General features: G+C 67.5%; 18 protein-coding genes, 1 tRNA gene and 1 pseudogene. 5 read left to right on the top strand and 15 right to left on the bottom strand.

Going from position 1 to position 21,224, the window contains the following annotated elements; genetic code table 11:
• Window positions 1-30 precede the first annotated feature (30 nt).
• Entirely contained in the window at window positions 31-741 is a 711-nt protein-coding gene (locus HW532_RS02655; protein WP_213162936.1) for a hypothetical protein, read from the top strand.
• A gap of 198 nt (window positions 742-939) precedes the next feature.
• Here HW532_RS02655 and HW532_RS02650 read toward each other — a convergent pair whose 3' ends face one another.
• The gene (locus HW532_RS02650) at window positions 940-2,589 is read right to left on the bottom strand and encodes a thiamine pyrophosphate-binding protein (RefSeq protein ID WP_213162935.1); all 1,650 of its coding nucleotides are present in this window, start codon (window positions 2,587-2,589) and stop codon (window positions 940-942) included.
• A gap of 186 nt (window positions 2,590-2,775) precedes the next feature.
• On the opposite strand from HW532_RS02650, the gene HW532_RS02645 reads away from it, so the two are divergent.
• The 3 genes from HW532_RS02645 (at window position 2,776) to HW532_RS02635 (ending at window position 4,337) form a co-directional block, all read left to right on the top strand.
• Entirely contained in the window at window positions 2,776-3,105 is a 330-nt protein-coding gene (locus HW532_RS02645) for an NIPSNAP family protein (protein ID WP_213162934.1), read from the top strand.
• Window positions 3,106-3,221: 116 nt separating this feature from the next.
• Window positions 3,222-3,476 (top strand): TFIIB-type zinc ribbon-containing protein, encoded by a 255-nt coding sequence (locus tag HW532_RS02640; protein ID WP_213162933.1) that lies wholly within the window; start codon window positions 3,222-3,224, stop codon window positions 3,474-3,476.
• 201 nt (window positions 3,477-3,677) lie between these two features.
• Window positions 3,678-4,337, top strand: coding sequence for a hypothetical protein (locus HW532_RS02635; protein ID WP_213162932.1), 660 nt, complete (start codon window positions 3,678-3,680; stop codon window positions 4,335-4,337).
• Window positions 4,338-4,598: 261 nt separating this feature from the next.
• Here HW532_RS02635 and HW532_RS02630 read toward each other — a convergent pair.
• A tRNA-Asn gene (locus HW532_RS02630) sits at window positions 4,599-4,674 on the bottom strand.
• 169 nt (window positions 4,675-4,843) lie between these two features.
• Between HW532_RS02630 and HW532_RS02625 the strand changes: the two genes are divergently transcribed.
• Entirely contained in the window at window positions 4,844-5,146 is a 303-nt protein-coding gene (locus HW532_RS02625; RefSeq protein WP_246479465.1) for a hypothetical protein, read from the top strand.
• A 50-nt stretch (window positions 5,147-5,196) separates the two neighbouring features.
• Here the strand turns inward: HW532_RS02625 and HW532_RS02620 are convergent, their stop codons facing one another.
• From HW532_RS02620 to HW532_RS02560, 13 genes and pseudogenes are all read right to left on the bottom strand, one after another.
• On the bottom strand, window positions 5,197-5,607 hold the full coding sequence (locus tag HW532_RS02620; protein WP_246479463.1) for a MarR family winged helix-turn-helix transcriptional regulator: 411 nt from the start codon (window positions 5,605-5,607) through the stop codon (window positions 5,197-5,199).
• Window positions 5,608-5,675: 68 nt separating this feature from the next.
• Window positions 5,676-6,377 (bottom strand): ABC transporter ATP-binding protein, encoded by a 702-nt coding sequence (locus HW532_RS02615; protein ID WP_213162930.1) that lies wholly within the window; start codon window positions 6,375-6,377, stop codon window positions 5,676-5,678.
• Window positions 6,370-7,146 carry an ABC transporter ATP-binding protein gene (locus HW532_RS02610; RefSeq protein ID WP_213162929.1) on the bottom strand — a complete coding sequence of 259 codons (777 nt, stop codon included), beginning with the start codon at window positions 7,144-7,146 and terminating at the stop codon, window positions 6,370-6,372. Before HW532_RS02610 ends, HW532_RS02615 begins: the two co-directional genes overlap by 8 nt.
• A complete protein-coding gene (locus tag HW532_RS02605; RefSeq protein WP_213162928.1) occupies window positions 7,146-8,999 on the bottom strand; it encodes an ABC transporter permease in 1,854 nt (617 codons plus the stop codon). The genes HW532_RS02610 and HW532_RS02605 overlap by 1 nt, the downstream gene beginning before the upstream one ends.
• Window positions 9,000-9,256: 257 nt before the next feature.
• Window positions 9,257-10,468, bottom strand: coding sequence for an ABC transporter substrate-binding protein (locus HW532_RS02600; protein WP_213162927.1), 1,212 nt, complete (start codon window positions 10,466-10,468; stop codon window positions 9,257-9,259).
• A 238-nt stretch (window positions 10,469-10,706) separates the two neighbouring features.
• Window positions 10,707-11,291 (bottom strand): amino acid synthesis family protein, encoded by a 585-nt coding sequence (locus HW532_RS02595; protein ID WP_213162926.1) that lies wholly within the window; start codon window positions 11,289-11,291, stop codon window positions 10,707-10,709.
• Window positions 11,288-11,872: an amino acid synthesis family protein gene (locus tag HW532_RS02590; protein ID WP_213162925.1), complete on the bottom strand. Its 585-nt coding sequence runs from the start codon at window positions 11,870-11,872 to the stop codon at window positions 11,288-11,290. Before HW532_RS02590 ends, HW532_RS02595 begins: the two co-directional genes overlap by 4 nt.
• Window positions 11,865-12,752: a UPF0280 family protein gene (locus HW532_RS02585; protein ID WP_213162924.1), complete on the bottom strand. Its 888-nt coding sequence runs from the start codon at window positions 12,750-12,752 to the stop codon at window positions 11,865-11,867. The genes HW532_RS02590 and HW532_RS02585 overlap by 8 nt, the downstream gene beginning before the upstream one ends.
• Entirely contained in the window at window positions 12,749-14,245 is a 1,497-nt protein-coding gene (locus tag HW532_RS02580) for a 6-hydroxynicotinate reductase (RefSeq protein WP_213162923.1), read from the bottom strand. The genes HW532_RS02585 and HW532_RS02580 overlap by 4 nt, the downstream gene beginning before the upstream one ends.
• Window positions 14,245-16,977, bottom strand: a pseudogene (locus HW532_RS02575) (2Fe-2S iron-sulfur cluster-binding protein); the annotation flags it as partial. The gene HW532_RS02580 and the pseudogene HW532_RS02575, both read right to left, overlap by 1 nt.
• A gap of 61 nt (window positions 16,978-17,038) precedes the next feature.
• Complete coding sequence (locus HW532_RS02570; protein ID WP_246479461.1) at window positions 17,039-17,845, bottom strand: FAD binding domain-containing protein; 807 nt, start codon at window positions 17,843-17,845, stop codon at window positions 17,039-17,041.
• 406 nt (window positions 17,846-18,251) lie between these two features.
• On the bottom strand, window positions 18,252-19,280 hold the full coding sequence (locus HW532_RS02565; RefSeq protein WP_213162922.1) for a 2-oxoacid:ferredoxin oxidoreductase subunit beta: 1,029 nt from the start codon (window positions 19,278-19,280) through the stop codon (window positions 18,252-18,254).
• Between the two features lie 37 nt (window positions 19,281-19,317).
• Window positions 19,318-21,201, bottom strand: coding sequence for a 2-oxoacid:acceptor oxidoreductase subunit alpha (locus HW532_RS02560; RefSeq protein ID WP_213162921.1), 1,884 nt, complete (start codon window positions 21,199-21,201; stop codon window positions 19,318-19,320).
• Window positions 21,202-21,224: the final 23 nt, after the last annotated feature.

Below are 21,224 nucleotides of genomic sequence, written 5' to 3'. Positions count from 1 at the left end.
CTTTTCAAGTATTGGCTGGGGAGAAGCACGATGGGCGGCTCACAAATCTCGCGGAAGCGCGCCGCGCCGGCCCTCGCATTGGCCTGTGCGCTTTTTGCCGGCACGCCGGCCTACGCGGCCGAGCTCGGCGCCAGTCTTGGCGGCGACGGCGGCATTGGCATCGGGATCGGCATTGGCGGGGACGGTATCGGCGTCGGAGCGAATGTCGGCGGCGACAACGGGATCGGCGTCGGCGCCAGCGTCGGCGGTAGCGGCGGCAATCTCGGCGCGAATGTCGGAGCCAATGTGGGTGGAGACAACGGCATTGGCGCGGGCGTGGGCGCCAGCGTCGGCAGCGAGGGAATCGGTGCGGGCGTGGGGGCCAATGTCGGCGGCGACGCAGGATTGGGTGCCAGTGTCGGCGCGAGTGTCGGCAGCGAGGGCGTGGGGGCGAGCGTGGGCGCGAGCGTCGGCAGTTCGTCCCTCGGTGTCAGCGTTGGCACAGGCGACGGCACGGGAACCGGCACCGGGACGGGAGCGCCCGGCGATGCCGGCTCCGGCAGCGCCGCACCCGGTCTTGGCGGACTGACCCCGGAGACCGCGGCGACCCGCTATGCGCTTCTCAGCCGGGGAGAGAAGGTTCGGGTGAAGACGACCTGCCGCCAGGTCATGGAAGCGCCATCCCATTATACGCGCGAAACGGTGGCGGTGTGCCGGATCGTCATTTCGCTGACCCGGAACGAGGCCGTGACGAGCCGGTAGGCCATGTGGGGGCCGGCGGAGGCGAAGGCGTTTGCCCGCGATCCCTTCGGCAAGGTACCGGTGATTGGTCGCGGCAGTTTGCGGATCGTGGAGATGGGTGCAATCGCCCCCGGTCCCGGCTGACAATGTGCGGGCGCCCGGACAAGGGCGCCCGCATCATGCCTATCCTGCATCGCGGACGAGATCGGACCGGCCGATCTATGCCTCTTCGTGCAGCTGCAGCTTCGGCGAGAGCGCGCGGCGGTCGATCTTGAGCTCGATGAGCGCCGGGCGGCCCGCATTCGCCGCGGCCTCGAAGGCGTCCGCGAAATCCTCGGTGCGCTCCACCGTCGCGCCATATCCGCCATAGGAGCGCATGAGCGCGGCGAAATCGGGGTTCACCATGTCCGTCCCGCTGACACGGCCCGGATAATGGCGCTCCTGATGCATGCGGATCGTGCCGTACATGCTGTTATTGGCGACGACGACGACGATATTGGCGCCATACTGGGCGGCCGTGCCGATTTCCTGGAGCGTCATCTGCAGGCAGCCGTCGCCGGCGAGGCAGACCACCGTGCGGTCGGGGTGGCGCAGCTTGGCGGCGACCGAGGCGGGCAGGCCGTAGCCCATCGAGCCGGAGGTCGGGGCAAGCTGGGTGCGCCAGAGCTTGTAGCGGAAATAGCGGTGGAGCCAGGCCGAATAGTTGCCGGCCCCGTTGGTGACGATGGCATCGTCCGGCAGCACGGTGCTGAGGTGCTTCACCACCTCTTCCAGCTTCACGTCGCCGGGCGTCTCCTGCGGCTCCTGCCAGGCCTCGTAGTCGGCGCGCGCCTGGCGCGTCATGTCCGACCAGACGGGATCGGTCAGGCCGGGCAGGGCGGCGAGCTGCGCGATCAGGGACGGCGGCGCGCAGGCGATGGCGAGATCCGGCCGGTAGACGCGGCCGAGCTCGTTCGCGTCCGGGTGCACATGGACGAGCGTCTGCGTCGGGTTCGGAATGCCGACCAGAGAATAGCCGCTCGTCGTCATCTCGCCGAGACGGGCGCCGAGCACGAGCAGCAGGTCGGCCTCGCGCACCCGCTCCGCAAGGGCCGGATTGATGCCGATGCCGACATCGCCGACATAGTTCGGGTGCCGGTTGTCGAGATAGTCCTGGCAGCGGAAGGAGGCCCCGACGGGCAGGTCGTAGCCTTCTGCAAAGCGCGCCATGTCGTGCGCGGTGTCGGCCGACCACAGGCCGCCGCCGACGATCACGAAGGGACGGCTCGCGCGCTCCAGAAGCTCCGCGATACGCTGGGCGGCATCGCCCGGCGCGCCATTGTCGACCGGGGTTGCGGGACGGGCATCCTCCACCGCTGCGCTGGCGGACAGCATGTCCTCCGGCAGGGCGAGCACCACGGGGCCCGGCCGGCCCGAGGTCGCGACATGGAAGGCGTGGCTGACATATTCCGGCAGCCGCGCAATGTCGTCGATCTCGGCGACCCACTTGGCGAGGGGGCCGTACATCTGGCGGTAGTCGACCTCCTGGAAGGCCTCGCGGTCGCGCTGGGAGCGGGCGACCTGGCCGACGAAGAGGATCATCGGCGTCGAATCCTGAAACGCGACATGGACGCCGGACGAGGCGTTGGTCGCGCCGGGGCCGCGCGTGACGAAGGCGATGCCCGGCCGCCCGGTCAGCTTGCCGTCGGCCTCCGCCATCATGGCGGCGCCGCCCTCCTGGCGGCAGACGATGGTCTCGATGCCCGACCGGTAGAGGCCGTCGAGGGCGGCGAGATAGCTCTCGCCGGGAATGCAGAAGACGCGTTCGACGCCCTGGATCTTCAACTGGTCGACGAGAATCTGCCCGCCGTGACGGGTTTGCGCTGCCATATCCGTTTTCCTCCCCGGAAGCTGCGGTCAGGTGTCCGCGTCGGTAATAGGCGAAGCGCAAGCCCCCCGCAACATCCGCACGGCGGGATTGCCTGCCCGTGGCGCTCCTTTGTCGTGTTATGGAAAAGGCGCCGCCGCCCGGCGGTCCGTATCCAGGCCTTGCGAAATGTCCCGAGGAGACGCCCGATGATCTTCGATCACCGCACCTATGTCTGCCGTCCCGGCACCATCAAGAAGCACCTGAAGCTCTACGAGACACACGGTTTCGAGGTTCAGAAGAAACATCTCGGCGCGCCGCTCCTCTATGCCGCGACCGATACGGGCAACGTCAACTCCTATGTCCATATCTGGATCTACCGCAATGCGGCGGACCGCGAGCAGCGCCGCGCCGCGCTCCAGGCCGACCCCCAGTGGCAGGCCTATCTGCACAAGAGCGCGGAAGCCGGGTATCTCGTCTCGCAGGACAACAAGATTCTCACGCCCGTCTCCTTCTTCGCGCTCGACCGCGACGTCTGATCCACGTCCGATCCCCGTCTGATCCCATGGGGCCGGTTGCATGACCGTGTGGCGGCCCCATATCCGGGTCCGTGTGGACGGCATTCGAACGGCAAAGCCCAAGGAGATCATCGACCATGAAATGTCCAGTCGACGACGAAACCCTCGTCATGGCCGAACGCAACGGCGTGGAGATCGACTATTGCCCGAAATGCCGCGGCGTCTGGCTCGACCGGGGCGAGCTCGACAAGATCGTCGAGCGCGCCGCTCCGGAGCCCTCCCAGCCCGCGCGCGACCAGTCCCCGCCGCCGCGCGCCGACCATGACAGGGGCCACAAGCCTTACAGGAAGAAGAAAAAGGAATCCTTCCTGAGCGAGCTGTTCGATTTCTAGGAGGGGCACGCGTTACGCCAAAGAACAAAGGCCCTGGCGAGCGCTCGCCAAGGCCTTTGTCTGAATTGGCTCCCCGGGGCTGGTTCTCGACCAGTCCGTCGACATCGACGATGCAGGCACCCTCAATTTCCTCGGTGGTTGCGGCAGATTGCGTTCATCGCCCTTCTGTCGCCAGAATCAGCCCCGTAGGATATTTGCGTGATGCTTTCCCTTGCCCATGACGACAAGGACCCTGACATGACGAACATCCATCGTCACGCGGTCATCGTCCGCTTGCCCGGTTCCGGTCTGCTGCCCGCCGCGGCTCTGGCCGTGGCTCTCGCGGTGGCCATTCCGGTTGCGGCAAGCGTGCCGGCCCTCGGAGCGCCTCCGGGGGGCTTCAAGATCGCGCAAGGCCAGGGTCAGGGGCACGGCAAGGGCAACAGTCAGAAGCGCGGCCGGAAGAAACCCCAGGGCCACAAACAGGGTCAAGGACAGGGCAAGGGCCAGAGCCAGAGCCAGAGCCAGAGCCGGGGGCACGGTGCGAAACAAGGCGGCCAGCCATCCGCCAAGCCCGGTTTCGGCAACAATGACCGGGTGGCGGTCCGCGATTACTTCGCGGGCCTTTTCGAACACGGACGATGCCCGCCAGGCCTTGCGAAGAAACACAATGGCTGCATGCCGCCCGGCCAGGTCAGGCGGTGGACCATCGGACAGCCGCTGCCGCGCGATGTGACTTTTTACGATCTGGAGCCGGCGCTCCTCAGGCAGTTGGCCCCGCTGGCCCCCGGCTATCGCTATGTGCGCGTGGCGTCCGATATTCTCATGATCGCCGTCGGCACCGGCATGGTGGTTTCGGCTATCGAGAATCTCGGCCGCTAGATGCTCAGGCGTCTCGTCCGGTACAGCCGCGCGGCAGTCACAGGGCGCAATCGACCAAAGCTCTGCGCAAGGGGCTGGCCTGACAGTCACCTGCATAGCGGTGTCTGATCGAGACTCGACACAGCATCGCCCGCTCCAGTCGCCGGGGCGGGCCTTTTCGTCCGTGGCAGCGGAATCCGGCAAGCGTTGCCAAATCGTTTCCATGGATCGCGAGGCAAAGAAAAAGGGCTCAGGCAGATTTGCCCAAGCCCTTGATCTAATTGGCTCCCCGGGCCGGACTCGAACCAGCGACCCAGCGGTTAACAGCCGCTTGCTCTACCAACTGAGCTACCGGGGATCAGCGGTCATCGGCGCAAATCTTTCACTGCGCCGGTGGCAGTGCATATAGCAAAGCCATGTGGGGTATGCCAAGCCCTGCTTTGCATCTCCATGACGGAAAAATGATCGCATCGGCGTGCGGCGAGAAAGGGCTTGCCGTCGGCGGGTGCAGTGAGTACGTGACGCCCATGGCCCAGATTCAGTTCAATGGCAGATCAGTCCCGCTTCCGGCAAGCCGCCTCGCACGGCTCGTTCTGGGCGTCCTGCTTGTGATCGGCGGGTTGCTGGGCTTCCTGCCGGTGGTCGGGTTCTGGATGCTGCCGCTCGGGCTCATCGTCCTGTCCTTCGACATCCCCAGGGTGCGGCGCTGGCGCCGGCGCATGGTCGTGCGGCTCGGCGCCTGGATGAAGCATCGCTATCCGGTGTTCTGGGCCAAATATATCGGCAATGGCGACACGCCGGCCGGCAATGGCAAGAGCCGCGCCGGCTGAGGGAGCGGGCCAGCACCGATTCAGCCATTCACGCGCCGAACGGTGGCGACCTAGCGCAATTTCTTCAGGAGCGACAGGAAGGTGTTCCGCTCGCCCGGCGAGAGCGGGGCGAGGGTGCGCTCGGTGATCTCGCGCGCGCGGGGCAGGGCGGTCTCGATGGCGGCCTCGCCCTCCGGGGTGAGCGTGACGAGCAGGCGGCGCTTGTCGGTCTCGTCGGGCGTGGTGCGAGCGAAGCCGCGCTCGCGCAGCCGGCTGATGACGCCCTTGATTGTGGCCGCGTCCATGGCGGTGAGCCGGCCGAGATGGTTCTGCGAGCACGGCCCGATCTCGTAGAGCTTGACCATGGCGGAGAACTGGGTGGGCGTGAGCCCGTCGGGCATCAGTTCCGCGAAGATCACGGTGTGGCGCTGATTGACCTGGCGGAGCAGGAAACCGGCCTGCTCCTCAAGCACGTAATCCATGAAGACGGGCTCCGGAGGTTGAATGTTCGCCGCTTGATAAACCATTCCGGGCGATGAGGGAAAGCCCTTCACAATGCGAGATATTTCTCCCGCACCTCGGGATGGGCTTCCAGTTCCGACATGGTGCCATCATACCGGATCGTGCCCTTCTCGATAATGTAGGCGCGGTCGGCGACGGCGCGGGCGAAATGGAGGTTCTGCTCCGACAGGAGAACCGTCAGCCCCTCCGATTTCAGCGCCATGATGGTCTTGGCCATCTGCTCCACGATCACCGGCGCGATACCTTCCGACGGCTCGTCGAGCAGGATCATCAGGGGATTGCCCATGAGGGTCCGCGCGATGGTCAGCATCTGCTGCTCGCCGCCGCTCATATGGCCGCCGAGATTGTGCCGCCGCTCCGCGAGATTGGGGAACAGGGCGAAGAGCTTCTCTTCGCTCCATTGCGGGGCGTCGTCGCGCGGCGGGCGGCGGCCGACCTCGAGATTCTCCAGGACGGTGAGGTCGGCGAAGATGCGCCGTTCCTCCGGCACATAGCCGATCCCCTCGCGGCACACGGCGAAGGCCGGCCGGTTCTGAAGCGCGGTGTCGCGGAAGCGGACCGTGCCCGATTGCGGGCGCACGAGACCCATGACGGTCTTCATGGTGGTCGACTTGCCGGCGCCGTTGCGGCCCAGCAGCGCGATCACCTCGCCGCGCGAGACCGACAGGGACACGTCGTGCAGGATATGCGCGCGTCCGTAGAAGGTGTTGAGGCCGTTGACGTCAAGCATGGGTCGGGGTCTCCGTCGCGCCATAGGTCGTTCCGCCGCCGAGATAGACCTCCTGGACCGCCTCGTTGGCGCGGATCTCGTCGGGCGTTCCCTCCGCGAGCAGCTCGCCGCGATTGAGCACGAGGATGCGGTGGGCCTGGCCGAAGACGACATCCATGTCGTGCTCGGTGAACAGGATGCTCACGCCGCGTTCGCGCACGATGTCGGCGGCCAGCGCCATCAGCTCGATGCGCTCCTGCGGCGCCATGCCGGCCGTCGGCTCGTCCATGAGCAGGATGCGCGGCTCGTTGGCGAGCGCGATGGCGAGCTCCAGCCGCTTCAGGTCGCCATAGGCGAGCTCCGCGCAGGCGCGCCCGGCCTGGTCGCCCATGCCGATGCGCTCCAGCAGTGCCTGCGCCTCGTCGGCATAGAGCGACACCGCGCGCGAGACGAGCGAGAAGGTCCGGCGATGGTGCGAGATGAGCGCCATCTGCACATTCTCCCGCACCGTCATGGACGGGAAGGTCGCGGTGATCTGGAAGGTGCGCCCGACCCCCAGCCGCCAGATCTGCCGGGGTTTCAGCCCGACGAGCTCTCGGCCCTCGAAGCGGACGGAGCCGGAATTGGGGCGGAGCTGGCCGTTCAGCATGTTGAAGCAGGTCGTCTTGCCCGCGCCGTTCGGACCGATCAGTGCGAGCAGCTCGCCCTTCTCCAGGCCGAAGGTGACGGATTTGACCGCCTCGATGCCGCCGAAGGATTTCGACAGCGCGCGCACGTCGAGAAGCGCCATCACGCGGCCTCCTTCTTCCGGGCACCCAGTCGTGTGGCGATGCGCGCGGCGCCGCCGGCTATGCCTTCCGGTGCGAGGATGACGATGAACAGGATGATGAGGCCGAGGATGAGCCGCCAGTAGTCGAGCCTCGATACCCAGTCCTCGATCAGGGTGAAGGCGGCCGCGCCGACCACCGGTCCGACGAGGGTCTGGACGCCGCCGAGCAGCACCATGATGAGCCCGTCGACGGAGCGCGGAATGGCGAGCTCGTCGGGGAAGATCGAGCCCTTGGAGAACACGAATATGCCCCCTGCGAGGCCCGCGAAGGCGCCTGCGATCACGAAGCCCATCCACTGGTGGCGGTTGAGGTTGATGCCGATCGATTCGGTGCGCAGCGGCGAATCGCGCCCACCCCGCAGCGTATAGCCGAACGGGGCGTGGATGATGTGGCGCAGAAGCGCGATGCCGCCGGCCGACAGAACGAGGGCCAGATAGTAGTAGGCTGTCTTGGAGGACGCCCAGTCAGACGGCCAGACGCCCAGTATGCCGTCGTCGCCGCCGGTCACCTCGGTCCACTGGAAGGCGATGGACCAGACGATCTGGGCGGCCGCCAGCGTCAGCATGGCGAGATAGACGCCGGAGAGGCGCACGCAGAACCAGCCGAAGACGAGCGCGCCCAGCGCCGCGGCGGCCGGTGCCAGGAACAGGCCGACCTCCATGGAGGCGGCGAGATATTTCACCGCCAGCGCCGCGCCATAGGCGCCGAGCCCGAAATAGGCGGCATGCCCGAAGGAGATCATGCCGGCGGGCCCCATGATGAAATGGAGGCTCGCGGCAAAGAGCGCGAAGACGAAGATGTCGACGAGCAGCACCAGCGTGAAGGCGTCGGCGAAGAAGGGCAGGGCGGCGAGAACCGCAAGGACCGCGAGATAGGCCAGCCGCTGCGGCGCGGTAAGCAGCACGAAGGGGGCTTCCGGCACGGTGCCAGTATGGCCTGTGGGCTCCGGCCGGCCGAACAGGCCCCAGGGGCGCAGTACCAGAACGACCGCCATGACGAGGAAGGCGAGCACGATGGTGATCTGCGGGAAGATGAGGATGCCGAAGGCGTTCAGCTCGCCGATGAGCACCGCGGCCACGAAGGCGCCGACGACGCTGCCCATGCCGCCGATGACGACCACCACGAAGGCCTCCGCGATGACGTTCAGGTCCATGAGCAGGCTGACCGCCTCGCGCGGCACCTGCAGCGCGCCGCCGAGACCGGCCAGCGCGGAGCCGAGGAAGAACACGCTGGTGAACAGCCAGGACTGGTTGACGCCGAGCGCGCCGACCATCTCGCGGTCGCGCGTCGCGGCGCGCACCAGCACGCCCCAGCGCGTCCGGTGGAAGATGAGCCAGACAGCGGCGAGCACCAGCGGGCCGATGACGATGAGCGCGAGGTCGTATTCGGGGATCGGCTCGCCGAAGATGCGCACTGCGCTGTCGAGCCCCGGCGCGCGGGGGCCGAGCAGGTCCTCCGGGCCCCAGATCCACAAGGTGGCGTCCTGCACGATGAGCACGATACCGAAGGTCGCCACGAGCTGGAAGAGCTCCGGCGCGCCGTAGATGCGCCGGAGCACTACGATCTCGATCAGCGAGCCGATGGCGCCGACGGCGAGCGCCGCGACGGCCACCGAACCCCAGAAGCCCAGAATGCCGTGTGGCAGGACGGCCATGAAGGTATAGGCGAGATAGGCTCCCAGCATGAAGAAGGAGCCGTGCGCGAAATTCACGATGCGCGTCACGCCGAAGATGATCGACAGGCCGCACGCCACCAGAAACAGCGACGATGCGCTGGCGAGCCCTGTCAGCAACTGAGCGAAATAGAACCCCATGGGCGCTCGACCCTCTCCCTAGCCTTTTTCAGTGCCCACTCGTCATCCCCTGGTGTCCACTCGTCGTCCCTGCGAAAGCGGGGATTCATGGCGCATCGTGCGGCAATGGAGTCCTGCTGTCGCGGAAATGGCGAGAAGGAAAGGGCCACGTTGCGTGGGTCGGTAGCGCCTCGTTGCGTCGAGCCGCCATTGGATCCCGGGAGCACGTCCCGGGATCCCGATGCGGGCTTTGCGCAATGGCGCCAGTTTGACAGCGGTCACTCCGCCGGGCGCATCTTCGCGGCCTCTTCCGGGCTCGGCAGGTAGTCCGCGCCGTCGGCGTAGTACCAGTCCACCATGATGCCCTTGCCGTCCTTCAAGGCGGTGCGGCCGACCCAGGCGCCCATGGTCGACTGATGGTCCGCCTTGCGGTAGGTGATCACGCCCTGGGGCGTCTCGACATCGAGGCCCTCCAGCGTGTCGACCAGCGTCTCCGTGTCTGTCGAGTCCGCCTGGCGCAGCAGGGTGGCGATGGACATCATCATGTTGTAGCCGACGAGCGAGCCGGTCATGGGCGGTTCGCCCCACTTCTCGCGGTAGGCGTCGATGAAGGCCTTGTTGCCCTCGTCCTTAAGCGCGTACCAGGGATAGCCGGTGACGATCCAGCCTTCCGGCGCCTCCGCCCCGAGCGGGTCGAGATATTCCGGCTCGCCGGACAGCAGGCTCACCACCTCGCGGCCCTCGAACAGGCCGCGCAGCTCGCCCTCGCGCACGAACTTGGCGAGGTCGGGGCCGAAGGTCACATTGTAGATCGCGTCCGGCTTGGCGGCCTCCAGCGCGCGTGCGGTGGAGCCGGCATCGATCTTGAACAGCGGCGGCCACTGCTCCTCGACGAACTCGACATCGGCCTTGCGCTCCTTCAGCACCTCCTTGAAGGCGGTGACGGCGTCCTTGCCATAGGCGTAGTTGGGCGAGATGGTCGCCCATTTGGTCGCGTCGAGCTCGCCGGCCTTCTCCGCGAGCATGGCCGCCTGCATGTAGGTCGACGGGCGCAGGCGGAAGGTATAGCGGTTGCCCTTCGACCAGACGAGCGCGTCGGTCAGGGGTTCGCTGGCCAGGAACAGGACCTTGCGCTGCTTGGCATAGTCTGCGAGCGCCAGCCCGACATTGGAGAAGAAGCCGCCGGCGAGCATCACCACTTCGTCCCGCGTGACGAGCTCCTCGGCGATCTTGACGGCATTGCCGGGCTCGCCGCCATCGTCGCGGCTGATGACCTCCAGCGTCTTGCCGCCGATGCCGCCGGCCTCGTTGATCTGCTCCAGCGCGAGCTGCCAGCCCTTCTTGTAGGGCTCCGTGAAGGCCGGCAGCCGCGTATAGCTGTTGATCTCGCCAACCGTGATGGTCTGTGCCGCAAGGCCTGTCGGCCCGAACGCGGCAGCCGCAGCGAGGCCGAGTCCCGCCGCTTTCATGAACATGCGTCTCGCAATCATCGTCTCACCTCCCAAAATAACCCTCGCAACACGCCGGAACGGCCTGCCCGTCCATCAGGACGGGAACAGGGTGCGCCAGCACTTCGAACCGGATCAACTCTTCTGCACGCCATTCTGGCGATCAAGCCTCTATTTGTCCGCAGAGGTTGATTCGGCATCCCCTCGCCGGATCGCCCGGCAATCGGGCCGCGTTGCCCGGTTGCCGGAAGAGCGATCCTTCCCAATAGTCCCGGTTGTCCTAGCGCAAGCCGTCCTCGCCCTTGGCCTCGTCCGCCGTCAGGCCGCCGACACGGGGCAGAGGGCGGCCGCTGTCGGTGACGGCGACGGCAACCATGATCTCGTTGGCCCGCGGCGCGTCGTTGAGGCGCACCTCCATGCCGTCGAAATGGCTACGGACATAGGCCGCGTCCTTGTGGCCGAGCGGCACGTCGAGCGGCTGGCCGGGGCCACCCATCTTCTTCGACGAGGGCACCAGCGCCGCGCCCTTCTCCACCGCCTTGCGCAAGGGGGCGCCAAGGCGGGGGTGCAGGATGGCGGCGGCGTGCTCCAGCTCGCCATTCTCGCCGACCATGGCGGCCTTGCCGTAGCTTTCGGCCGCGGCCGGTTCAATGCCGAGCGCCTTGACGCAGCGCTCGCCCAGCAGGCCGCCGAGCTCCGCGCCGATCTCCATCAGTTCGTCGAGGTCCTCCACATAGCGCCCGGCGAACGGGTTCTCGATCACGGCCACGGCCGCGGCCCGCCGCGTCGGCGGCTGGATCTCGCGGCCGATCTCCTTGTGGGTCTCCTCGACAAATACAGCGATCTTGCGGATCTTCGCCGTCATCTGAGCCCGTCCTTTCCTTCGATCTCGGATGCCTTGAGGCCGCCCACGCGCTCATGGATGCGGGGACCCGTCGTCATGACCAGCACAAGCACCATCTCGTCGGCGCGCGGGGCGTCGTTCAGGCCGACCTCCATCGCGTCGAAATGGCTGCGCACATAGGATGCGTCGACATGGGTGATGGGCACGTCGAGACGCGCGCCCGCCGCGCCGACCTTCTTGGTGGAGGGCACGATGGCCTTGGCGTCGCCGAGCCGCTCGCGCATGGCGTAGCCGCCGGGCACGTGCCACAGCGCGCCATGCTCCAGCTCGCCCGCCTGGCCGACGATCGCGCCCTTGCCGTAGCCTTCCACCCTTTTCGGATCGCCGCCGAGCGCCGCGATCAGCCGGTCGGCCATGTCGAGGCCGAGAGGCTTCAGGTCTTCCATGAAACCGGCGATATCGGGCTCGTAGCGCCCGGCGAACGGATTGGCGATGACGGCGAGCGAGGCGGCGCGCAGAAGCGGCGTTTGCGGCGCCGGGCCGCCCTCGTGGCGGATTTCCTCGAGCATGAGCGCCATCTTGCGGATCGCGACATCAGGCATGGACAAGCCTCTCGGATTGATGAACGGGAAGGGAAGGGCGGTCGAGGCCGCACAGGCACACCTCGCCGCAGAGCATGAGTGCGGCGCCATGAATGAGGCCGCGCGTGCGCATGTGCTCAGCCAGCGCCGCGCCCCTGTCGAGGGCGGTCGCGATATCGGATTGCGGAAGCGCGCCGATATCCGCTGTGACGGGCCTGTCGCCGAGATCGGAATCCGGGTCGATTTCGCTTGCCGGAACGCGCGCGATGGCCGGATGGCCGGGAAGGTCCACGGCATTGGCGATGAGCGTCGCGGCGGTATCGGCCATGGACGCCCGCTCCGCGAGCACGGTGACGGCATCGGCGATGCCGAGGGATAGGGAACGCCCGTGGCGGCCCGATGTGGCGATGCCGCGCACGGGATCGGCGGCGGCAATGCGGGCCGACCCGGCAAGCGCGGCCAGGCGCGGATCGGCGACAAGGCCGATCTCGAAGCGCTCCCCATCGCCCAGATGAATTGCGATGTCCCCGCCATTGTTCACATAGGCGCGCCTGAGGGTGCGGTCCCGGACGAGCGCGGCGAGCACCTCCTCCGCGACCGATCCGGCGACGGCGGCCATGGGGGTTACGAAATGCGTGTCCGCGAAGGGCCGGACGGCCGCCTCCATGCGCCGGGCGACGGGGCCCTCGAGGCCGAGGCCTTCGGGCGGGCAGGCGGTGCGCAGGCGCGGCAGCTCCTCCACGAGCCCGGTCAGCACCGTGCGGAACCGCTCCACGGCCTGCCCATAGGCGCGCGAGACTTCGGCATCGGCGCCGAAGGCCTCCACGATCAGGTCGATGGGGCCGTGCTGGAGATGCAGCCGGCGTCCGTCGCCCAGCATTGCTGCCTGCGGTCCCGTCACGCCGCCGGATCCTTCTTCTGCTTCGCCCAGCTATAGAGATGGGTCGCGGTGGGCCAGGGGTTGTCCTCGCGCGCGCCGACCCGCCGGCCGGCCTGCTCCACCGCGTCGCCTATGGGCACGATGGCCGACATGTGCCCGCCGAGCCGCTCGTAGTCCTCGCGCCGCATGGTAAACTCGATGGGCGCGACGAGGGCGGGGGTGGGCACATAGCCGAACGACATGGCGGGCATCCGTGTCACGTCCACCATTACCGTGATGCCGCCGCCGGGCCATACATAGGCGGGCGCGCCGCCGCAGGTGACGACGGTAAGCAGGTCCTTCACCGAACGGGTGAGCTTCACCGGGTTCTCCGTGACCCCGGCGCGCAGAGACCCGCCGGCTCCGCCCATGAAGAGCACCGACGACATTGCCGGCTCGCAATTCTCCTGGATGCGCTCCACCGACTGGACGAGCGCCTCGGGCAGCTCCCTGGCGACGGGCTTAAGGTCCTCGTCGAGCTCGAAATAGGCATGCTGCTCGCCGGTGGTGGAGACCATGAGGAGCCTCAGGCCAGGCCAGGCGATCTTTGGGTTGAAGTCGCCGAGGATGGTGAGCGGGTCGGAAATATCGGTCCCGCCCCAGCCGGATCCGGGCTCGGCCACCTGGAAGTAGCGCCCGGGCGTGGAGCGCCGCCCCTTGATCTTGATGCCGGTATCCTTGGCGCCCAGAACCTTCCCGGCCTGATGCTCCGACAGGACGCCGGTGATGTGGTCGTCGACCACCACCACGTCGTCCACATGGTCGAACCATTGCTTGGCGAACATGCCGATGGTCGCCGACCCGCAGCCGACCCGCATATATTCCTCGTGCCGGCCGTCGATGATCGGCGCCTTGCCGGCCTCCACGATGACCGTCGAGCCCTCGTCGATGGTCAGTTCCACCGGCTCGCAGTTGGAGAGCTTGAGCAGCGTGTCGCAGGTGACGCGGCCTTCCTTCTTGGAGCCGCCGGTCAGGTGGTTCACGCCGCCGAGCGAGAGCATCTGCGAGCCGTATTCGCCGGTCGTCACATGGCCGACAGCCTCGCCCTCGCATCGCACGACCGAGCGCTCCTCGCCCAGATGCCGGTCGGTGTCGATCTTCACCTTAACGCCGCAATAGCTGAAGATGCCCTCGGTCACGACCGTCACCATGTCGACGCCGTCGTGTTCCGAGGACACGATGAAGGGGGCGGGCTTGTAGTCGGGATAGGTCGTGCCGGCGCCGACCGCGGTGATGAAGGCGGAATCGGCGTGCACCAGATCGCCGGACCATTCCTCCGGCTTGTCCATGAAGCGCACGAGCTTGCCGCCGTCCTCGCGGGCGCGCTCGACGATGGTGAACGGGTCCACGCGGACAAGATTTCCGCCCTCATTGGCATAGCGATCGCAGGCGCCGGTCTTGCCCTCGGCGATGTAGCACATCACCGGACAGGCATCGCAGCGGATCTTGTCTGCGGGTTTGGGTGTCTCGCTCATTCGGTGTCCTCTGCTCGCGCGGCCGCGATGGCGGTGCGGACCTTGTCGGGCGTGGCCGGAAGATTGCGCACGAGCACGCCGCAGGCATCGCGGATGGCGTTCAGGATCGCCGGCGCGGTCGGGATCAGCGTATGTTCGCCGAGCCCCTTGGCGCCATAGGGGCCGTGGGCGTCCTCGACCTCGACGATCAGGGTCTCGACCTTCGGCATGTCGCCGAAGGTGGGGATCAGATAATCGTGCAGATTGTCGGTGCGCCCGGGGATGAACTCCTCCATGAGGGCGAGCCCGACACCCTGCGCCGCGCCGCCTTCCACCTGGCCTTCGACGAGCACGGGATTGATGGCGCGGCCGACATCGTGGGCGGCGGTGAGCTTGAGGAGTTTCACCCGCCCGAGCGCCTCGTCCACCTCCAGCTCCACCATATGGGCGGCATAGCCGAAGACGGCATAGGGCACGCCCTGGCCGTTCTCGTCGAGCGGCGCGGTCGGCGGGTCGTAGGTCTCCGCCACGCAGGCGACATAGCCGTTCGCGTCGCTGGCAAGTCCGGAGAGCTCGACGCGCCGCTCGCCATTCGTGTCGGTCAGCACCAGCGTTCCGCCGTCGAGCGTGATCCGGGCTTGCGACGAGACATTGCCGAGCCGCAGGAGCTCCGCCCTGAGCGCCTCGCCGGCAAGGCGTGCGGCGTTGCCGGAGACGAAGGTCTGGCGCGAGGCGGATGTCTTTCCGGCATCGGGGGTGATGTCGGTATCGCCGCCGACGAGGCGGATGTCGTGGACGGGAATGCCGAGCGCATCGGCGAAGATCTGGGCGACGACCGTGTTGGAGCCCTGGCCGATATCGACCGCGCCCTGATGCAGCATCACCCGGCCGTCCGGCGTGAGCCCCGCCTTGATGGTGGAGGGGTTGGGCAGCGAGGTGTTGCCGCAGCCGTACCAGCCCGCGGCCAGCCCCACGCCGCGGCGCGTGGCGGACCCGTTTGTCCGCCCATTGGCCTCGCGCGCCTCGCGGCGGGCGCGTTCCCAATGGGGCCTGAGCGCGTCCAGGCACGCCTTGATGCCGACGCCCTTGTCGAAGACCTGTCCCGTGACCGTCGGCTGGCCGTTGTCGAGGGCGTTCCTGAGGCGGAACTCCAGCCGGTCCATGCCGATGGCGTCGGCGAGCTCGTCGAACAGCGTTTCCTGCGCGATGGCCGATTGCGGCACGCCGAAGCCCCGGAAAGCGCCCGACGGCGCGCAATGGGTGTGGATCGCGCGGCTTTCCGCCCGGTAATTGGGGATGACATAGGGGCCGGAGGCATGGACCGGCACGCGGTTGGCGACCGTCGGGCCCCATGAGGCATAGGCGCCGGTGTTGAAGGTACCGAGGAAGTCCATGCCCGTGATCCGCCCGTCGCGCGTCGCCCCGATGCGGGCACGGATGCGCGAGGGATGGCGCTTCGTCGTCGACATCATGGAGTCGGCGCGTGTGTAGACGATGCGGGCGGGCCGGCCCGTCTTCCAGGCGGCGAGCGCCACATAGGGCTGGAGCGAGATATCGAGCTTGGAGCCGAAGCCGCCGCCGACGGCGGTCGGCACGATGCGGACATCCTCCGGCGCAAGCCCCATGATCCGGGCCATGTCGTCGCGGTCCATATAGGGGCCTGGGTGCAGGCATGGATCTCGACGCGGTTGCCCGTGCGCCGTGCGAAGCCGGCCTCGGGCTCGATATAGGCATGCTCGATGAAGCCGGTGGAATAGCTGCCCTCGACCACCGTGTCGGCCTCGTCGAGACCGGCCTGCGCGTCGCCGCGCTTCACGAAGCCGCCGGTCAGCACATTGCCCTCGCGGTCGGCGTGGAGGGGCACGGCGCCGTCGGCCTCGGCCTCTTCAGGGTGAAGATAGGCGGGCCGCTCGGTCCAGGTGACGGGAAAGTCGTCAAGGTCGAGCGCGGCCATCGCGGCGGCCTCGCCGGCGATCGCGGCGACCGCCTCGCCACGGAAGCGCGCCGTCTTCTCCGCAAAGACGGGCTGCTCGGCGAAGGGCGGAATGACGCCGAACCGGTTCTCGCCGGGAATGTCGGCCGCCGTCAGCACGGTCTCGATACCCGGATGGTTGGCGACGAAGGCCTCGATGTCGCCGAAGGCAAAGTCGGCATGGTGGTGCGGCGAGCGGACGACACGCACGACCAGCGCGTCGTCGGGCCAGCTGTCGGCGCCGAAGATATCGGTGCCGCGCACCTTCGCCTCGCCGTCGAGCCGTTCGAGCGCGGCGCCCACGGCCTTGCCGCGCGCGGCGACGGGGGAGGGCGCGTCGAAATCGAGCGCCTCCATGACGGCGGACACGATCTTGCGGTAGCCCGTGCAGCGGCACAGCACGCCGCCGAGCGCGTCCATAACCTGCTGCTCGGTGGGCTTTTCGTTCTTCCTGAGCAATGACGCGGCGGAGACCAGCATGCCCGGCGTGCAGATACCGCATTGCGCCGCGCCATGGTGCAGGAAGGCGCGCTGAAGCCGGCTCAGCGTGCCATTGGCGGCAAGGCCCTCCACCGTCACCACGTCGCGTCCGTCAAGCCGGCCCGCCGGCACCATGCAGCCGCAGACCGGCTCGCCGTCCATCAGCACCGTACAGGCGCCGCAATCGCCGGCGTCGCAGCCGACCTTCGTGCCCGTCTTGCCGAGGCGTTCGCGCAGGAGGTTGCTCAGCCGCTCCGCCGGCGGGGCATCGACGGTGACGCGGTCGCCATTGAGCGTGAATGCGACGGTGGTGGCCTCCATGGCTCACTTGCCTCCTGCGCAGGCTTTCAGGACACGGCGCGTCATCTCCTCCGCCGCCTCGAGCCGGTAGCCGGCCGATGCGCGCACATCGTCGATGGGGAGAGGACGGAGAAATGCTCCGGCCGCACGATCTCGGCCAGCGCCGCCGCCTCGAAGGGCACACCGGCCAGCGCGGCTTCCAGTGCGGGAAGGCGCTGCGCGACCGGCGAGCAGGAGCCGACCGCGACGCGCGCGCGGCTTACCGTGCCGTCGCCCGCCGGCTCGACGATGGCGGCCACCATGACGATGGAGATGACGAGATAGACCCGCGCGCCGAGCTTGATGAAATGACCGGGGGCATCGTCGCCGGCGCGCGGGATCAGGACGGCACTCACGATCTCGTCGGGCCGCATGGCGGTCCGGCGGACGCCGGTGATGAACTCACCGAGCGGCAATGTGCGCCGCCCATCCTGGGATGAGAGCTCCACGCTCGCATCGAGCGTCAGGAGCGGGGGAACGCTGTCGGCGGCGGGCGAGGCGTTGCAGAGATTGCCGGCGACGGTGCCCGCATTTTGGATCTGGATCGAACCGACCTCGCGGGCGGCGAGCTTCAGCCCGTCAAAGGCCCGCGGCAGGTCGTGGTGGATCACGTCGGTCCAGCTCGCAAGGCCGCCTATGCGCCAGTGGTCGCCCTCTACCGAGATCTCGCGAAGGTCGCGCAAGTCACTGACATCGAGAACGTTTTCCCGAATCGGCTTGTCGCCCTGCATGGGGTAGAAGTCAGTGCCGCCGGCGACGATCCGCCAGCTGTCGCGCTTCAGGAGCGAGAGCGTCTCCTCGATGGATGACGGCCGCGCATATGACGCCATGGACCCCAATCCCTCCGCCTTATTTGTTTGTACACTAACAGTATGGGCGAAAGTCGCAGCAATCGTCAACAGACGATAGAGGGATTCTTATTCTAAGTCTGAGGCCGCACCAGAATTGCGGTTGCAAGAGGGAAATCGGCACCGGAAACCACCACATTTGGATGGAGGGCCATCATAAAACACTGTATATTGCGAAAAATTGGAGAGTAAATATGGGTACAAACACAGGAAAAGGTTATCGGCGCGGTGCGGTCAAGGCACGCACGCAGTTCCAACGCCCTGACGGCCACTGGCAGAAGAGAGATGAGCGAACTGGTCAGCTCATGGGCGTAAAGGATGATAGCGAACCCTTTAAGGGCGTCGCAAAGGAGCCGGACGGCCGCGACACAGAGAACTCGTAGCCTCTTCAGTCGATTCGCCAGACGGGGCCGTCATGGAGGAGGGCGTCGATATCGGCATGGGGGTCGGCCTCGACCTCCGTGCGTGCGGCGTCGAGCTGCTCGTGGACGCGCGCCTCGTAGCTTTCGCCCGGCACCCGGTAGAGCACGCCGAGGACCGTCGGGAAATCGGGGCCCGTCAGCCTTGCGAGGTGGTTCGCGAGGTCGAGATTGGTCTCGTCATGCACCAGGAGATCGCTCTCCGCGATGCCGTCGCCGAGCGTGACGACCTCGACGCCGAAGCCGCCGGGCTTGACGCGCAGGCCCTTCTCCCGTTCCGCGCCGAACACCATGGGCGCGCCGTGCTCGAGGATGAGCGTGTGCTCTGGCGCCGTCTTCTTGTCGGTCACCTCGTTGAACACGCCGTCATTGTAGATGATGCAGTTCTGCAGGATCTCCACGAAGGAGGCGCCCTTGTGGGCCTGGGCCTCCGCCAGAAGGGGCGAGAGCTGCTTCTGCAGCGTGTCGGCGGAGCGGGCGACGAAGCGGGCGCCGGCGGCGAGCGCGAAGACGCACGGATTGACCGGCCCGTCGAGCGAGCCGAGCGGCGTCGACGGGCTTCTCATGCCGACGCGCGAGGTGGGTGAGGCCTGGCCCTTGGTGAGGCCGTAGACCTCGTTGTTGAACACCAGGATCTGCATGTCCACGTCGCGGCGCAGCACATGCAGCATGTGGTTGCCGCCGATGGAGAAGCCGTCGCCGTCGCCGGTGATCACCCACACGTCGAGCTCGGGATTGGCGAGCTTGGTGCCCGTGGCGATGGCGGGCGCGCGTCCATGGATCGTATGGAAGCCGTAGGTCGCCATGTAGTAGGGCAGGCGCGAGGAGCAGCCGATGCCGGAGATGAACACCGTGTTCTCCGGCTCAGCCCCGATATCGGCGAGCGTCTTCTGGATCGCCTTGAGGATCGCGTAGTCGCCGCAGCCGGGGCACCAGCGCACCTCCTGATCGGAGGCGAAGTCCTTCGGTTTCAAGGGGGTGGGGGCAATCTCGTTCATGGCACGTGTCTCTTCGGGGTGCGCAGGGCCTGTCTCGTCAGTCGGCGGCGAGCTCGCGGATCGCCGCGCCGATCTCGCTGACCTTGAAGGGCTGGCCCTTCACCTTGTTGAGCGTGTGGGGGCGGATGCCGAGCTCGGCGCGAAGCAGGGCGGCGAGCTGGCCGGTATTGAGTTCCGGAATCAGGATCTTGTCGTAAGCTCCCAAGAGGTCGCCAAGATTCTTCGGCAGGGGCCAGATATGACGCAGATGGATCTGGGCGACGTCGATGCCCTCCGCCATGGCGCGGCGCACCGCGACGCGGGTCGCGCCCCAGGTCGAGCCCCACCCCACCACGGCGAGGCGGCCATGGGGCTTGCCCACTTCCGGGCGCTGCTCGGGCAGGGCGTCGGCGATGCCGCGGATCTTGTCGACGCGCAGCCGGGTCATGTGCTCGTGATTGTCCGGGTCGTAGGAGACATTGCCGGTGATGTCGGCCTTCTCCAGCCCGCCGATCCGGTGTTCGAGCCCCGGCGTTCCCGGCACGGCCCAGGCGCGTGCGAGCGTCTCCGGATCGCGCGCGAAGGGTTCGAACCCGTCCGCATCGGTCCGGAAGGAGACCGGGAAGGGCGCGAACTTCGAGGGGTCGGGCAGCGGCCAGGGCTCCGCCGAATTGGCGATATAGCCGTCCGACAGCAGCATGACCGGCGTCATGTAGCGCGTGGCGATCTTCACCGCCTCGATGGCGCAGTCGAAGCAGTCGCTCGAGCGCGAGGCGGCGATCACCGGCACCGGCGCGTCGCCATTGCGGCCATAGACGGCCTGGAACAGGTCGGACTGCTCGGTCTTGGTCGGCAGGCCGGTCGAGGGGCCGCCGCGCTGGACGTCGACCACGACGAGCGGCAGCTCCGTGGAGATGGCAAGCCCGATGGCCTCCGTCTTCAGCGCGATGCCGGGCCCCGCGCTTGCCGTCACACCGAGCGAGCCGGCATAGGAGGCGCCGATGGCGGAGCAGACCGCCGCGATCTCGTCCTCGGCCTGGAAGGTGATGACGCCACGGTTCTTCATGCGCGACAGCGCGTGGAGAAGGGGCGAGGCCGGTGTGATCGGATAGGAGCCGAAGAACAGGTCGAGGCCGGCGAGCCGGGCGCCCGCATAGAGGCCCCAGGCGAGCGTCTCGTTGCCGGTGACGGTACGGTATTCGCCGGTCTTCAGTTTCGCCTTCGGAATGTGATAGCGCCGCATCTCCGGCGGCAGCTCCGCGGTCTCGCCCCAGGCGTGGCCGGCCTTGAGCGCGGCGAGATTGGCGGCCAGCACCTCCGGCGTCTTATAGAACTTCCGCTGGAGCCAGTCGGCGACGGCGTCGGTGTCGCGCTCGAACAGCCAGAGCACGAGGCCGAGCGTCCACATGTTCTTGCAGCGCGTGGCATCCTTGCGCCCGAGGCCGGTCTCCGCCACGGCGTCGAGCGTGCGGGTCGTGATGTCGATGGGAAGGACGCGGTAGCGCCCGAGCGAATCGTCCTGAAGCGGGTTCGCCTCATAGCCCGCCTTGGCGAGATTGCGGTCGATGAAGGCGCTTTCGTCGACGATCAGGAGCCCGCCATCCTTCAGATCGGCGAGATTGGTCTTGAGCGCTGCCGGGTTGAGCGCCACCAGCACGTCGGAGACGTCGCCGAAGGTGAGCACCTCCGTGCGTCCGATATTGAGCGAGTAGGCCGACACGCCATAGAGCGTGCCCTGCGGCGCGCGGATCTCGGCGGGGTAGTCGGGAAACGTCGCCAGATCGTTGCCGAAGCGTGCGGCGGAGGCCGCAAAGCGCGTGCCGGTGAGCTGGATGCCGTCGCCGGAATCCCCGGCGAAGCGGACGCGCGCGAAATCGGCTTCCGGAACGAGCGAAACTTCCAGCTCGTCGTCTGCGGGCGCAGTCGCGACATGTTCGTTCATGGGCTTCCTTCGCTGCTTGGGCG

The sequence above is a fragment of the Kaustia mangrovi genome, assembly GCF_015482775.1.
Lineage (GTDB): Bacteria > Pseudomonadota > Alphaproteobacteria > Rhizobiales > Im1 > Kaustia > Kaustia mangrovi.
The sequence above is the reverse complement of the archived record's forward strand: the minus strand, read 5'-3'. Positions and strand labels throughout refer to the sequence as shown.